The organism is Pseudomonas azotoformans (assembly GCF_001579805.1).
Classification (GTDB): Bacteria; Pseudomonadota; Gammaproteobacteria; order Pseudomonadales; family Pseudomonadaceae; genus Aquipseudomonas; species Aquipseudomonas azotoformans_A.
Map to the genome: position 1 here is coordinate 2,154,165 of NZ_CP014546.1, position 13,837 is coordinate 2,168,001.

The window sequence follows — 13,837 nt, forward strand, 5'->3', positions numbered from 1 at the left end:
GCTTGTAGCTTGAAACTTGCCGCTGCTCCCAGGAGCAGATATGCAGACAAAATGTTTATGGGAACACCTCACCCCCAGCCGGCCCGACCGTGCGGCGCTCAAGGGCGAGGTCAAGGTGGATGTGTGCGTGATCGGCGCCGGGATCACCGGTTTGTCGGCGGCCGTTCATTTGCTGGAACAAGGTAAAAGCGTCGCCGTGCTGGAAGCTCATCGCACCGGCCATGGTGGTTCCGGGCGTAATGTGGGGCTGGTCAACGCCGGCATGTGGATCCCGCCGGACGAGATCGAAGCCGGTTTCGGCGAAGCAGTGGGCAGCCAGCTCAACCGTATGTTGGGTGCGGCGCCGTCCCTGGTGTTCAGCCTGATCGATAAATACAACATCGATTGCCAATTACGCCGTGAAGGCACCTTGCACATGGCGCACAACGCCCGTGGCGAGGCGGATTTGCGCAGTCGTGAAGCGCAATGGAAGCGCCGTGGCGCGCCAGTCGAGTTGCTTACCGGCCAGGCTTGTGAACAGGCCACGGGCACCAAAAAGATCGCCGCCGCCTTGTTGGACCGCCGTGCCGGCACCTTGAACCCGATGGCCTACACCAGTGGCTTGGCCAATGCTGCGGCGGGGCTGGGCGGGCAGTTGTTCGATCATTCGCCGGTCACTCAGCTTGAGCGCCAGGGTTCGCACTGGTCGGTGCAGACCGCACAAGGGTCAGTGCAGGCTGCACAGGTGGTGATCGCCTCCAACGCCTACACCGAAGGCGAGTGGACCGAGTTGCGGCGCAATTTCTTCCCCGGCTATTACTACCAGGTCGCGTCGGCCCCACTGACGGGCGACGCCGCCCAACAGATCCTGCCCGGTGGCCAGGGCTCATGGGATACGCGCCAGGTGCTGAGCAGCATCCGTCGCGACGCCGATGGCCGTTTGTTGCTCGGCAGCCTGGGCAACGGCAACCAGAAGCCCGCGTGGTTCCTCAAGGCGTGGGCCGATCGGGTGCAGCAGCACTACTTCCCGTACCTCAAATCGGTGCAGTGGGAGTTCACCTGGACCGGCTGTATCGCCTTCACCCCAGACCACTTGATGCGTCTGTTCGAACCGGCGCCCGGCCTTGTGGCAGTCACGGGCTATAACGGTCGTGGCGTGACCACCGGCAGTGTGGTCGGCAAGGCATTTGCCGACTACTTGTGTCACCAGAATCCCCAGGCGCTGCCGATTCCCTTCGCGCCGATGCAGTCATTGGCCGGGGTGGGCTTGCGCAGCTGCCTGTATGAAGCCGGGTTCTCTCTGTATCACGCCGGCCAATGCCTGAGGATCGTGATCTGATCAGCGAAATACCGCTCAGAAGCCTGCATTTTCTTAGCAGGCTACTAATCTGTATTGGTGCAAGTCGTAGCAATCACGCACTGTAAATGTGCAGTTCCGTTACGCCGTTTGTTACAGCGCCAGGAACTGTTGTTTATAGGCTTGGTTGCAGGTACGACCTGCCACGGTTGTACTTTTTGGATCCATTGGTTGCACCTCTGGACGCTAGAGGGTTGCACGTCCTGGCGAATGGAGCCGAAACACCTGCAATAACAATGACACCGTGTCTTTTTGAAGAATAAAAACGTAATGGCACGCGCCTTGCTCTGGGCTTTCAGTGAAAGGTTTGAATGCAAGTTGTCGTGCCAAAAATCAAAAATATCGGAGCACCACTCATGTCCCAGACGTTTTACAAGAAAGGTTTTCTGGCCCTCGCCGTTGCAGCGGCGCTGGGTGTTTCTACGTTTGTTCAAGCTGATGTGAAGATCGGCGTCGCGGGGCCCATGACGGGCGCCAACGCCGCTTTCGGTGAGCAGTACATGAAGGGTGCCCAGGCGGCAGCCGATGTGATCAACAAGGCCGGCGGCATCAACGGCGAGAAAATCGTGCTGGTAGCCGGCGATGATGCGTGTGAACCCAAACAAGCCGTGGCCGTGGCCAACCGCCTGGCCGACCAGGACAAAGTGATCGGCGTGGTCGGGCACTTCTGCTCCTCCAACACCATCCCGGCCTCCGAGGTGTATGACGAAGCCGGCATCATCGCCATCACCCCAGGCTCCACCAACCCACAAGTGACCGAACGCGGCCTGGGCGCCATGTTCCGCATGTGCGGGCGTGACGACCAGCAAGGCATCGTTGCCGGCGACTACATCGTCGACGTGCTCAAGGGCAAGAAAGTCGCGGTCATCAACGACAAGGACACCTACGGCAAAGGCCTGGCCGACGCCACCGCTGCCCAGTTGACCAAGCGCGGCGTCAAGCCGGTGCTGGAAGAAGGCCTGACCCGTGGCGAGAAAGACTTCAGCGCCCTGGTCACCAAGATTCGCTCCACCGGTGCTGACGTCGTGTACTTCGGCGGCCTGCACCCGGAAGCCGGTCCACTGGTTCGCCAGATCCGTGAAGCTGGCTTGAAAGACGTCAAGTTCATGTCCGATGACGGCGTGGTCACCGACGAACTGGTTGCCACGGCTGGCGGCGCGCAATACGTCGACGGCGTGTACATGACCTTCGGCGCCGACCCGCGCCTGCTGCCAGACAGCAAGGCCGTGGTGGAAGAGTTCCGTAAAAACGGCACCGAGCCGGAAGGCTACACCCTGTACGCCTACGCGTCGGTCCAGGCCTTGGCCGCTGGCTTCAACGGCGCCAAGTCCAACAAAGGCGAAGACGCCGCCAAATGGCTCAAGGCTCACCCGGTGAAAACCGTCATGGGCGAAAAAGCCTGGGATTCGAAGGGTGACCTGAAGATCTCCGACTACGTGGTTTACCAGTGGGATAAAGACGGCAAATACCACCAGCTGGAAAAACAGAAGTAAGCACCACGCCTGATCTTCTGTAGGCGCGGGCTTGCTGTGGCGAGGGAGCTTGCTCCCGCTGGAGTGCGTAGCACTCCCAAACCGTTCACCGAGCTACATCTGATGTACCTCGATCGCCCAGTTTGGGGCTGCTTCGCAGCCCAGCGGGAGCAAGCTCCCTCGCCACATTAGCGCGCTCCGACAGGAGTAAACCTCTGTTTTCCTCCAGAAGCGCCGCACACCCACCGGTGTGCAGGTGCTCACCGCGTGAGATTGCGTTATGGATGGTATTTTCCTGCAGCAACTGGTCAACGGCCTGACCCTCGGGTCGGTCTATGGCCTGATCGCCATCGGCTACACAATGGTCTATGGCATCATTGGCATGATCAACTTCGCCCACGGCGAGGTTTATATGATTTCCGCTTACCTCGCGGCGATCAGTCTGGCACTGCTGGCTTACTTCGGCATCGAATCCTTCCCGCTGCTCATTCTCGGCACCTTGATCTTCACCGTTGTCGTCACTGGCGTATACGGCTGGGTCATCGAGCGTGTCGCCTACAAACCGCTGCGCAACTCTACCCGACTGGCACCGCTGATCAGCGCCATCGGTATCTCGCTGATCCTGCAGAACTACGCGCAGATCGCCCAGGGCGCCAAGCAACAAGGCATTCCCACCCTGCTGGCCGGGGCCTGGCGTGTCGATATCGGCACAGGCTTCGTTCAGTTGACGTACACCAAGGTGTTCATCCTCGTGGCGGCGTTTGCCGGCATGGCGTTGCTCACTTACATCATCAAATACACCAAGCTCGGCCGCATGTGCCGCGCCACTCAACAAGACCGCAAGATGGCGTCGATCCTCGGCATCAACACCGACCGGGTGATCTCCTATGTGTTCGTCATCGGCGCCGCCATGGCGGCATTGGCCGGCGTGTTGATCACCCTCAACTACGGCACCTTCGACTTCTATGCCGGCTTCATCATCGGCATCAAGGCGTTTACCGCAGCGGTACTCGGCGGCATCGGCTCCCTGCCTGGGGCGATGTTGGGCGGGATCATCCTCGGTATCTCCGAGTCGTTGTTCTCGGGGTTGATCAACTCTGACTACAAAGACGTGTTCAGTTTCTCCCTGCTGGTGGTGATTCTGATTTTCCGTCCCCAGGGCCTGCTTGGTCGCCCACTTGTGGCGAAGGTGTAAACATGTCTGCTGCCAAACCCATCGATATCAAGAAAAGTGTAGTCGATACAGTCCTCGCCGGGCTGATTTCACTGGTCGTGTTCGGTCCGATCGTCGGCGTGGTCCTCGACGGCTACAGCTTCAACCTGGAACCGGCCCGCGTGGCCCTGTTGGTGGCCATCGTGATGGTCGGCCGCTTTGCCATGAGCCTGTTCCTGCAAACGCCCAAGGGCCTGAAGATCCTGCAGGGCTTCGAGAGCACCGGCTCTGGCGTGCACGTGCTGGCGCCGGACTACAAGTCGCGGTTGCGCTGGATCATCCCGGCATTGATCGTGATCGCCATCGTGTTCCCGATCTTCACCAACAAGTACCTGCTCACCGTGGTGATCCTCGGCCTGATCTATGTGTTGCTCGGCCTGGGCCTCAACATCGTGGTCGGCCTGGCAGGTCTGCTCGACCTGGGTTACGTGGCGTTCTACGCCATCGGCGCCTACGGCCTGGCACTGGGTTATCAATACCTGGGCCTGGGTTTCTGGACGGTGCTGCCGCTGGCGGCCATCGCCGCAGCGTTGGCGGGGTGCATACTCGGGTTCCCGGTGCTGCGAATGCACGGTGACTATTTGGCCATCGTGACCCTGGGCTTTGGTGAAATCATCCGCCTGGTGCTCAACAACTGGCTGTCGTTTACCGGTGGGCCCAACGGCATGCCGGTGCCATCGCCGACCTTCCTCGGCCTGGAGTTCGGCAAGCGCGCGAAGGATGGCGGGGTGCCCTTCCATGAGTTCTTCGGCATCGACTACAACCCCAACATCAAATTCCTGTTCATCTACATCGTGCTGTTCCTGGTGGTGCTGGCCGTGCTGTACATCAAGCATCGCCTGACCCGCATGCCGGTCGGCCGCGCCTGGGAGGCCTTGCGCGAAGATGAGATCGCCTGCCGTTCCATGGGGCTGAACCATGTGTTGGTCAAACTTTCGGCGTTCACCATCGGTGCATCGACGGCGGGTTTGGCTGGGGTGTTCTTTGCCAGCTACCAAGGCTTCGTCAATCCGTCGTCGTTCACCTTCTTCGAGTCGGCGCTGATCCTGGCCATCGTGGTCCTGGGTGGTATGGGCTCGACGGTGGGCGTGGTGATTGCGGCGTTTGTTCTGACCGTCGCGCCTGAACTGCTGCGCAGCTTCTCTGAATACCGCGTACTGCTGTTCGGCGTGTTGATGGTGGTGATGATGATCTGGCGACCACGCGGGTTGATCCGCATCAGCCGGACCGGTGTGACCCCACGTAAAGGAGTGGCGCCATGAGCAAGGAAGTCGTCCTCTCCGTTGAGCACTTGATGATGCACTTCGGCGGCATCAAGGCCCTGAGCGATGTGAGCCTCAAGGTCGAACGCAACTCGATCTTCGCCTTGATCGGCCCCAACGGCGCCGGCAAGACCACGGTGTTCAACTGCCTCACCGGCTTCTACAAAGCCAGCGGCGGCAAGATCCAACTCAACCTTCGCGGCAAGCAGACCGACGTGATCCAGTTGCTCGGCGAGCGCTTCCAGCCCACCGACTTTGTGTCGCCCAAAAGCTTCCTCAGCCGGGTGTACTACAAGATGTTCGGCGGTACCCACCTGGTGAACCGCGCCGGCCTGGCGCGGACGTTCCAGAACATTCGCCTGTTCAAGGAAATGTCGGTGGTGGAAAACCTGCTGGTGGCCCAGCACATGTGGGTCAACCGCAACATGCTCGCGGGCATCCTCAACACCAAGGGCTACCGCAAGGCCGAAAGCGACGCGTTGGACCACGCGTTCTACTGGCTCGAAGTGGTGGACCTGGTCGACTGCGCCAACCGCCTGGCCGGCGAACTCTCCTACGGCCAGCAGCGCCGCCTGGAGATCGCCCGTGCCATGTGCACGCGGCCGCAGATTATCTGCCTGGATGAACCGGCTGCGGGCCTCAACCCCCAGGAAACCGAAGCCCTCAGCGCGATGATTCGCCTGCTGCGCGACGAACACGACCTGACGGTGGTGCTGATCGAACACGACATGGGCATGGTGATGAGTATTTCCGACCACATCGTGGTGCTGGACCACGGCAACGTGATCGCCGAGGGCGGGCCGGACGCGATCCGTAACGACCCGAAAGTGATTGCCGCCTACCTGGGCGCTGACGAAGAGGAGCTTGTATGAACGGGCCTATCCTCGAAATGAAGGACCTGGACGTGTATTACGGCCCGATCCAGGCCCTGAAAAAAGTCTCGCTGCACATCAATGAAGGCGAAACTGTCAGCCTGATTGGCTCCAACGGCGCGGGCAAATCCACGCTGCTGATGTCGATTTTCGGCCAGCCACGGGCCGAATCGGGGCAGATTCTCTACAACGGCGTCGACATCACCCATAAGTCGTCGCACTACATCGCGTCCAACGGTATTGCGCAGTCGCCGGAAGGGCGGCGGGTGTTCCCCGACATGACCGTCGAGGAAAACCTGCTGATGGGCACCATCCCCATTGGCGACAAGTTTGCTCAGGAAGACATGCAGCGCATGTTTGAGCTGTTCCCACGGCTCAAGGAGCGACGTACCCAGCGTGCCATGACCATGTCCGGCGGCGAGCAGCAAATGCTCGCCATCGCCCGCGCGCTGATGAGTCGGCCCAAGCTGTTGCTGCTGGATGAACCGAGCCTGGGCCTGGCGCCGATTGTGGTGAAGCAGATCTTCTCGACGTTGCGCGAGCTGGCCTCCACCGGGATGACAATCTTTCTGGTGGAACAGAACGCCAACCATGCGCTGCGCTTGTCGGATCGGGCGTATGTGATGGTCAACGGCGAGATTCGCCTGACGGGCACCGGTAAGGAATTGCTGGTGAATGAGGAAGTGCGCAACGCCTACCTCGGCGGTCATTAACGAATAGATATTCTTGGTATGACCTGTGGGAGCTTCGGCTCCCACATTCATGTTGAGACTGTCCACAGAGCTTTCTGGAAATTGTGGAAAACAAATCCAGCCCCCCTCCAAAGCGCGACATATAGCCGCCGCAAATCCCTGTTTTGTCACAGTTTTGACTTGTCCCCATCCGCTGTGGAACCGGCTGTGGGTAACGTGGGAGTAGCTGGCTGTAAGCCAATGAATCCGAGGCTTGTAGCGCGGCGGTTGTTTTTTGATCAGGCGGTTTTTGGTCGCCGCTCCAAGCCTTTGTCAACCTGTTTAAAGACACAGGTATATGACCGAAATATGTCCCGCCAGCCTGTGGATAAGTCTGTGACTAAACTCTGGAAAGACCGCCGCAGAGGCCGGAATGACTGGCCTGGAGCCATCGTTCTGATTTTGCGATCGGCGACAGGCCTACATACGCCCCGGCCAAGGTCAAGCAAAAAACTTTCTAAAACCGCCTGTAGCCCTTGTGTATAGCGGCTTGGAGCATTTTGTAGTTGCCCCCAAAGACTGTGGGCGCAGTTGTGGATAACCTGCGCGCACATAGCTGCAAGCCACGGCCTGTATGGCTTTTATAGAGTTGATTGAAAAGTGATCAGGCGTGTATCAAGTTGTGTGCTTAGCGGTTGCCGCCATCGCGGTGTACGGGCATTCTGCTGGCAACTTTTTTCCCGATGCCCGCAAGGAGAACACCATGTCCGACACGTTGTTTATTACTGGCGCAACCTCAGGTTTCGGCGAAGCCTGCGCCCGTCGTTTTGCCGAAGCCGGCTGGAAACTGGTGCTCACCGGCCGTCGTGCCGACCGCCTGAATGCGCTGGTCGAAGAACTATCCAAGCAGACTGAAGTGCATGGCCTGGTCGTGGACGTGCGGGACCGCAAAGGCATGGAAGACGCCATCGCCAACCTGCCGCCGTCGTTCGCCAAGCTGCGCGGGCTGATCAACAACGCCGGCCTGGCCGTGGGCACCGACCCAGCGCCCAAGTGCAGCCTCGACGATTGGGAAACCATGGTCGACACCAACATCAAGGGCCTGCTGACCACCACTAATCTGCTGCTGCCACGCCTGATCGCTCACGGTCGTGGTGCGGGTATCATCAACCTGGGTTCCATCGCGGGTAATTACCCGTATCCGGGCAGCCACGTGTATGGCGGTTCCAAGGCGTTCGTTAAGCAGTTCTCGCTGAACCTGCGTTGCGACTTGCAAGGTACTGGCGTGCGCGTGACCAACATCGAGCCGGGCCTGTGTGAAAGCGAGTTCTCGCTGGTGCGCTTCGGCGGTGATCAGGCGCGGTATGACGCGACTTATGCGGGTGCCGAACCTATCCAGCCGCAAGACATTGCCGACACGATCTTCTGGGTCATGAACACGCCGGCGCATGTGAATATCAACCGGTTGGAGCTGATGCCGGTGAGCCAGACGTGGGCTGGGTTTGCGATTGAGCGCGGCGCTAAAGCTTAAGACCGATCGCTGCTGTGGCGAGGGAGCTTGCTCCCGCTGGGGCGCGAAGCGGCCCTAAGATTTTGGGGCCGCTGCGCAGCCCAGCGGGAGCAAGCTCCCTCGCCACGATCGGCCAAAACAGGTCATAAGGTACACTCACTGCCTGAAAACCCCTCCGTACTGTGCGGATTTAAGGTTTTAACGGGAGGAAATGTGAGTAACCGAGGTGAGCAGGCACTGCTCAAACAATCGACCATCCTGATGTTCGCCGTCGCGATCGCCGGGATTGTCACGGGTGTGATTTCTGGCGCCCAATCCATTCTGTTCGACGGCTTTTTCTCGTTGATCGCCACCGCCATCAAGGTGTTGATGCTGATCACGGCCAAGCTGATCGCCAAGAAAAGCAACGAGCGTTTCCAGTTCGGCTATTGGCACCTGGAACCCATGGTGCTGCTGATCGAAGGCAGTTTCCTGTTGCTGATCGCCATCTATGCGTTCCTCAATGGCGTGTTCGGCATTATCAATGGCGGCCGCGAGATCGAGTTGGGGTTGGTGATCATCTACGCGGCGGTGTTTACCGTCGTCGAGTTCGCCTACTTCTTCTACGTGCGTTATCGCAATCGCCAGCTGAAATCATCGCTGATCCAGTTCGACAACATCAGCTGGCTGGTGGACGCGATGCTGTCGGTAGGCTTGCTGATCAGCTTTCTGGCGGCGCTGTTGCTCAAGTCCCAGGGCTATGGCGAGTGGGCGGTGTATGTCGACCCATTGATCCTGATCCTGCTGGCCCTGAGCATGCTGGCGCCGGCGTTCAAGATCCTGCGCCCGGCCTTGCGCGAGGTGCTGGGAATCGCGCCGGACCAGTTGGACGACACCGTGCGCGAAGTGATGGAAGCGGCGCAGGCCAAGCATGGTTTTGACGACTACGTGTCGTACGTGCAAAAGCACGGGCGGGCGCGGTTTATCGAGATTCATGTGGTGTTGCCGGCGGATTACCCGGTGGATAACGTCGCGACCCTCGACGGGCTACGCGAAGAGATATCCACAGGGCTCGGCACGCCGGATGCGGCGCGCTGGCTGACGATCAGCTTTACCGGAGATCGCAAGTGGATTGCATAAGGCCCTGGTAACAGGTTGCCAAGTGATACGGCGTGGTCGACGGCATGTCCCGTCGGCTCACGGCGCCCTGAGCATCCAGGCATTCATTCCAGCCTTTTGCATGCAGGAAGTGCTGTTGCAGCGCCAGCAATTGGCGTTGCAGCACGGCTGCGCTGTGGGGGCGCAAGGTCAGTGCCCGCAGGTACTCGGGCCTGGGCCCAGATACGCTGGGTGCCGTCGCGCACCGTACCGTCCAGCGCCAGCATGCCGCTGACCGCACCGCTGAGGTTATCTACACCCTTGAGTTCTGCGTAGGCGAACGCCCGGGTCAGTGACGCATGCAGCGGCGTACCGCGCAGCACGTCCGAAGACTCCAGCAAGAAGAACCATTCGAACTGGTGCCCCGGTTCGAACCAGTTATCCACAGCGCCCAGCGGTTTTTCCATCATCACGCCGTGCTGGCGGTCGATGAAGCGCTGCTGCATGGCCGTCGCCAACGCCAGCAGGGCGGCTTGCACGTTGGCGTCTTCACGCACCGCGAGGGTGGCGAGGAAACCTTCGGCCAGGTGCATCAGCGGGTTTTGCAGTGGGCCGGACTTGAGCGATGACCAGTTGCGCTCCAATACGGCCTCGTACAGACCGTCGCCTGTGGAGAACCGCTCGGCGACCACTTCCAGGGCGGCGTTGAGCACCGACTCCACCAACGGCTCACGCACCTTGGCCCAGTAATGGGCGCAGGCAAAGATGATGAAGGCGTGGGTGTAGAGGTCTTTGCGCTTGTCCAGCGGCTGACCGGACGGGTCGATGCTGTAGAACCAGCCGCCGTGCTCGGCGTCGTGGAAGTGCCGTTGCAGGGAGCGAAACAGTGCCGCTGCGCGTTCTTCAGCAAAGGCCGCGCCGGGCTCGCCGATCAGGCTGGCAAACAGGTACAACTGCCGGGCGCAGGCCATCGCGCGGTAGCGTTGCGGGGGCAGTGGCTGATGATCGGCGTCCAGCGCCTCATAGGGCAATGCCAGGTCGGCATTCCAGCCCGGGCCTTGCCAGAGCGGCACGATCAGGCTGTGGAAGTGCGTAAGCACGGTGTTCAAGGAGGGTTGGGAAGCGCTGGGCATTGGCTGGCGTCGTCACGGCAGGGGTGTAGGCGCGCATGGTAGCAGAGGGGCAGCCTTGAGTTGTGAGCTGCAAGCTGCAAGTCAGCGCAAATCAGCCTTACTTGCAGCTTGGAGCTTGCGGCTGTTAGCTGGCGAGCAGCCACACCCCCGTCGCCGCCGAAGCCGCCCCCGCAATCCGCACCAACGGCGCCGCCGCAGCCGGCAGGAAGCGTACCACCGCATATCCGGCCGCGTGCAGCACGGCAGTCGCACCGACAAAACCCGCGGCATACGCCCACGGGCTGGACATGTCTGGCAGCTCCAGACCATGCGCCACACCATGGAACAGTGCGAACAAGGCCGTGGCCCCCACCGCCATGAACAACGGCGGACGCACCGCCAGCGCCACCGCCAGGCCCAGGGCCAGCACCGACGCGGCAATCCCGCTTTCCAATGCCGGCAACGCCAGGCCTTCAAAACCCAGCACGCCGCCAATCAGCATGGTGCCGACAAAGGTGCACGGCAACGCCCAACGCGCGGCGCCTTTTTGTTGGGCGGCCCACAAACCGACCGCGACCATCGCCAGCAAGTGGTCGATGCCCCCCAGAGGATGGCTGATACCGGCCACCAGGCCGTTGTCGCCATGGCCCGGGTGAGCGAAGGCCAGGGCAGGGGCCAGCAGCAGGGCGGCGGCGGTGAAGAGTTTCTTGAGGCTCATGGACAGGTTCCTTATGGGTTGATCAGGCGGCGGTCAGCAGGCCTTGGCGTTCGATGAAGGCGACGATGTCCTCCAGGCCGACACCGGTTTTCTGGTTGCTGAACACAAAGGGTTTGCCGTTGCGCATGCGGGTGGTGTCGCTGTTCATAAGCTCCAGCGACGCGCCGACCAAGGGCGCCAGGTCGATCTTGTTGATCACCAGCAGATCGGACTTGCAGATGCCAGGCCCGCCCTTGCGCGGCAGCTTGTCGCCGGCGGACACGTCGATCACGTAGATGGTCAGGTCCGACAACTCCGGGCTGAAGGTGGCCGAGAGGTTGTCCCCGCCGGACTCCACCAGGATCAGGTCCAGGCCCGGGAAACGACGGTTGAGCTGGTCGACGGCTTCCAGGTTGATCGAGGCGTCTTCGCGGATCGCCGTGTGCGGGCAGCCACCGGTTTCAACGCCGATGATGCGTTCCGGCGCGAGGGCCTGGTTGCGCACCAGGAAGTCAGCGTCCTCGCGGGTGTAGATGTCGTTGGTGACCACTGCCAGGTTGTAGCGATCACGCAGCGCGAGGCACAGGGCCAGGGTCAGGGCCGTCTTGCCGGAGCCCACCGGGCCGCCGATGCCGACACGCAAAGGTTGTGAGTTCATATGCTTCTCCTAGGAACGAAACAGTCGGCTGTATTGGCGCTCGTGGGCCATGCAGGCCAGGGACAGGCCGAACGCGGCGCTGCCGAAATGGTTGGGTTGGATACGGTTGGCGTCCTGCTGGGCTTGTTGCAGCAACGGCAGCAGTTCACTGGTCAGGCGTTGGGCGGCTTGCTGGCCCAAGGGCAGGGTTTTCATCAGCACAGCCAATTGGTTTTCCAGCCAGCTCCATAGCCAGGCGGCAAGCGCGTCGGCGGGGCTGATGTTCCAGGCGCGTGCGGCCAGGGCCCAACCCAATGCCAAATGCGGTTCGGCGCACTGTTGAAGAAATAGGCGGGCGGCGTCGTCCAGTTCCGGCAGGCCGTTGAGCAGTTGTTGCAGGGAGTAGCCCATCTGCCGGCTCTCCTGGTACAGCTCGCGGGTCTCACGGCTGGCGCGATGTTCTTCGCACAGCTGGGCCAGGCGCGGCCAATCGGCCTCAAAGGCGGCTTGGCAATGGGCGAGCAGAACGGGTGCCTCGAAACGTGCGAGGTTGAGCAGCAACTGATCGCTGATCCAGCGCCGTGCACTGGCAGCGTCGTTGACGCGACCGTTCTCCACTGCCATTTCCAAACCCTGGGAATAGCTGTAGCCACCAATCGGCAATTGCGGACTGGCCAGACGCAACAGCGCCCAGGCTGGGTTCACAGACGCACGCCGAACTGGTGCAGCTTGGGCGGGTAGTTGAAATCTTCATCGCCATGGCGCGAATGATGATGCCCGCCGCCATAGGCGCCATGTTCCGGCTGGAATGGCGCTTCGAGGGTCTGCGTCTGCGCGCCCAGCTGTTCGAGCATGGCCTTGAGCACATAGTCTTCCAGCAGGCGTAGCCAGCCATCGCCCACTTGCAACGCCACGTGGCGGTTACCCAGGTGATAGGCCGCGCGCGTCAGTTCAAATGCGCTGCTGCAGGTGACGTGCAGCAGTTGTTCAGGCCGGGCGCACACGCGTACGACACGTCCGTCTTCAGCCTGTAGGAATTCGCCATCGTGCAGCGGTGGCTGGCCGCGCTCCAGGAAAAGGCCGACGTCTTCACCGTCAGCACTGAAACAGCGCAGGCGGCTTTTGCTGCGAGCTTCGAAGTTCAGCAGCAACTCGGCGGCCCAGAGGGTTTGGGGGGCGATTCGGCGGTGGATCACCAGCATCAGGAAGCTTCCAGCTATGAGCGATGAAACAGCTAGAGCAAGGGGCTTGCCAACCTCGATGGGGAGTAGGAATTGCCTGTAGGCAAGGAGGGGTGTGCCACTAAACAGGGCGAGGAAGAATGGATGGCGTGCGCCAAAGTGGTGCGCGATGTTGCTTGTTGCACGGGTGATGGGCGTTTTCAGATTTTCCCTACAGGGTATGGGGAATCGGCGTTCATCGCCTTTCCTGCGAGATCATTAGGCTGTGCGCCGTGTTTAATTCACTGCGACGTTCATCATGTTCAAGTCTTTTTGTTATCTGGTTATTGTCAGTCTGTCTTTCGCGCTTTCATCGGCCTCTGCCAATCTGAAGTCTTATCCGTCCTTCAGCACTTCTCTGAAACAAGCGTCTATCGAGGATGTGGTCGACCGCGCCCACGAACTGCTGGGTACGCCTTACAAGTGGGGTGGCACCTCGGCGGATCAGGGGTTTGATTGCAGCAGCCTGCTGGTCTATCTGTTCAAGACCGAAGCCAACATTCAGATCCCACGCACCACCGCGGCCATGCAGCGGTCAACGGCCGCGACCATCAAACGCAATGCGCTCAAGCCCGGCGATGCGGTGTTTTTCAAAGCCAACGGGCGCGGCCAGGTCAGCCATGTGGGTCTCTATATAGGCGATGGCAAATTCATTCATTCGCCGCGAACCGGCAAGCGCATCCGTATCGATTCATTGAGCAACGACTACTGGAACAAGAACTACACCACCGCCAAGCGCTTTCACACAGCAGGTTGAT

General features: G+C 60.6%; 13 protein-coding genes and 1 pseudogene. 9 read left to right on the top strand and 5 right to left on the bottom strand.

What is annotated here, in order from left to right; genetic code table 11:
- Nucleotides 1–40 precede the first annotated feature (40 nt).
- The 8 genes from amaA to AYR47_RS09975 all read left to right on the top strand — a co-directional run bounded on the left by amaA (nucleotide 41) and on the right by AYR47_RS09975 (nucleotide 9,455).
- Entirely contained in the window at nucleotides 41–1,318 is a 1,278-nt protein-coding gene (gene amaA, locus AYR47_RS09940) for an L-pipecolate oxidase (protein ID WP_061435096.1), read from the top strand.
- A 374-nt stretch (nucleotides 1,319–1,692) separates the two neighbouring features.
- Nucleotides 1,693–2,829 carry a branched-chain amino acid ABC transporter substrate-binding protein gene (locus AYR47_RS09945; RefSeq protein ID WP_010213577.1) on the top strand — a complete coding sequence of 379 codons (1,137 nt, stop codon included), beginning with the start codon at nucleotides 1,693–1,695 and terminating at the stop codon, nucleotides 2,827–2,829.
- 259 nt (nucleotides 2,830–3,088) lie between these two features.
- Nucleotides 3,089–4,003 (top strand): ABC transporter permease subunit, encoded by a 915-nt coding sequence (locus AYR47_RS09950; protein WP_003188099.1) that lies wholly within the window; start codon nucleotides 3,089–3,091, stop codon nucleotides 4,001–4,003.
- Nucleotides 4,004–4,005: 2 nt separating this feature from the next.
- Nucleotides 4,006–5,283: a high-affinity branched-chain amino acid ABC transporter permease LivM gene (gene livM, locus AYR47_RS09955; protein WP_061435098.1), complete on the top strand. Its 1,278-nt coding sequence runs from the start codon at nucleotides 4,006–4,008 to the stop codon at nucleotides 5,281–5,283.
- On the top strand, nucleotides 5,280–6,155 hold the full coding sequence (locus AYR47_RS09960) for an ABC transporter ATP-binding protein (protein ID WP_028615532.1): 876 nt from the start codon (nucleotides 5,280–5,282) through the stop codon (nucleotides 6,153–6,155). The genes livM and AYR47_RS09960 overlap by 4 nt, the downstream gene beginning before the upstream one ends.
- Nucleotides 6,152–6,868 (top strand): ABC transporter ATP-binding protein, encoded by a 717-nt coding sequence (locus tag AYR47_RS09965; protein WP_033897392.1) that lies wholly within the window; start codon nucleotides 6,152–6,154, stop codon nucleotides 6,866–6,868. Before AYR47_RS09960 ends, AYR47_RS09965 begins: the two co-directional genes overlap by 4 nt.
- Before the next feature lie 721 nt (nucleotides 6,869–7,589).
- On the top strand, nucleotides 7,590–8,357 hold the full coding sequence (locus AYR47_RS09970) for an SDR family oxidoreductase (RefSeq protein WP_033897391.1): 768 nt from the start codon (nucleotides 7,590–7,592) through the stop codon (nucleotides 8,355–8,357).
- A gap of 192 nt (nucleotides 8,358–8,549) precedes the next feature.
- On the top strand, nucleotides 8,550–9,455 hold the full coding sequence (locus AYR47_RS09975; RefSeq protein ID WP_061435100.1) for a cation diffusion facilitator family transporter: 906 nt from the start codon (nucleotides 8,550–8,552) through the stop codon (nucleotides 9,453–9,455).
- Here AYR47_RS09975 and AYR47_RS09980 read toward each other — a convergent pair.
- The 5 genes and pseudogenes from AYR47_RS09980 to ureE all read right to left on the bottom strand — a co-directional run bounded on the left by AYR47_RS09980 (nucleotide 9,427) and on the right by ureE (nucleotide 13,061).
- Nucleotides 9,427–10,546, bottom strand: a pseudogene (locus tag AYR47_RS09980) (AGE family epimerase/isomerase). The gene AYR47_RS09975 and the pseudogene AYR47_RS09980 sit on opposite strands and share 29 nt — an antisense overlap.
- Before the next feature lie 124 nt (nucleotides 10,547–10,670).
- Entirely contained in the window at nucleotides 10,671–11,243 is a 573-nt protein-coding gene (locus tag AYR47_RS09985) for a HupE/UreJ family protein (RefSeq protein ID WP_033897388.1), read from the bottom strand.
- A 22-nt stretch (nucleotides 11,244–11,265) separates the two neighbouring features.
- On the bottom strand, nucleotides 11,266–11,880 hold the full coding sequence (gene ureG / locus AYR47_RS09990; RefSeq protein WP_033897387.1) for an urease accessory protein UreG: 615 nt from the start codon (nucleotides 11,878–11,880) through the stop codon (nucleotides 11,266–11,268).
- Between the two features lie 9 nt (nucleotides 11,881–11,889).
- A complete protein-coding gene (locus AYR47_RS09995; RefSeq protein ID WP_033897386.1) occupies nucleotides 11,890–12,564 on the bottom strand; it encodes an urease accessory protein UreF in 675 nt (224 codons plus the stop codon).
- Complete coding sequence (ureE, locus tag AYR47_RS10000) at nucleotides 12,561–13,061, bottom strand: urease accessory protein UreE (RefSeq protein WP_033897385.1); 501 nt, start codon at nucleotides 13,059–13,061, stop codon at nucleotides 12,561–12,563. The genes AYR47_RS09995 and ureE overlap by 4 nt, the downstream gene beginning before the upstream one ends.
- A 277-nt stretch (nucleotides 13,062–13,338) precedes the next feature.
- Between ureE and AYR47_RS10005 the strand changes: the two genes are divergently transcribed.
- Nucleotides 13,339–13,836 (top strand): C40 family peptidase, encoded by a 498-nt coding sequence (locus tag AYR47_RS10005; RefSeq protein WP_061435101.1) that lies wholly within the window; start codon nucleotides 13,339–13,341, stop codon nucleotides 13,834–13,836.
- Nucleotide 13,837 lies beyond the last annotated feature (1 nt).

Excerpts from the sequence above, each read along its gene's own strand:
- AYR47_RS09945 (WP_010213577.1), top strand. The coding sequence starts at position 1,693 with ATGTCCCAGACGTTTTACAAGAAAGGTTTTCTGGCCCTCGCCGTTGCA.
- AYR47_RS09970 (WP_033897391.1), top strand. The coding sequence starts at position 7,590 with ATGTCCGACACGTTGTTTATTACTGGCGCAACCTCAGGTTTCGGCGAA.
- AYR47_RS10005 (WP_061435101.1), top strand. The coding sequence starts at position 13,339 with ATGTTCAAGTCTTTTTGTTATCTGGTTATTGTCAGTCTGTCTTTCGCG.
- livM (WP_061435098.1), top strand. The coding sequence starts at position 4,006 with ATGTCTGCTGCCAAACCCATCGATATCAAGAAAAGTGTAGTCGATACA.
- ureE (WP_033897385.1), bottom strand. The coding sequence starts at position 13,061 with ATGCTGGTGATCCACCGCCGAATCGCCCCCCAAACCCTCTGGGCCGCC.
- amaA (WP_061435096.1), top strand. The coding sequence starts at position 41 with ATGCAGACAAAATGTTTATGGGAACACCTCACCCCCAGCCGGCCCGAC.
- AYR47_RS09965 (WP_033897392.1), top strand. The coding sequence starts at position 6,152 with ATGAACGGGCCTATCCTCGAAATGAAGGACCTGGACGTGTATTACGGC.
- AYR47_RS09985 (WP_033897388.1), bottom strand. The coding sequence starts at position 11,243 with ATGAGCCTCAAGAAACTCTTCACCGCCGCCGCCCTGCTGCTGGCCCCT.
- ureG (WP_033897387.1), bottom strand. The coding sequence starts at position 11,880 with ATGAACTCACAACCTTTGCGTGTCGGCATCGGCGGCCCGGTGGGCTCC.
- AYR47_RS09960 (WP_028615532.1), top strand. The coding sequence starts at position 5,280 with ATGAGCAAGGAAGTCGTCCTCTCCGTTGAGCACTTGATGATGCACTTC.
- AYR47_RS09950 (WP_003188099.1), top strand. The coding sequence starts at position 3,089 with ATGGATGGTATTTTCCTGCAGCAACTGGTCAACGGCCTGACCCTCGGG.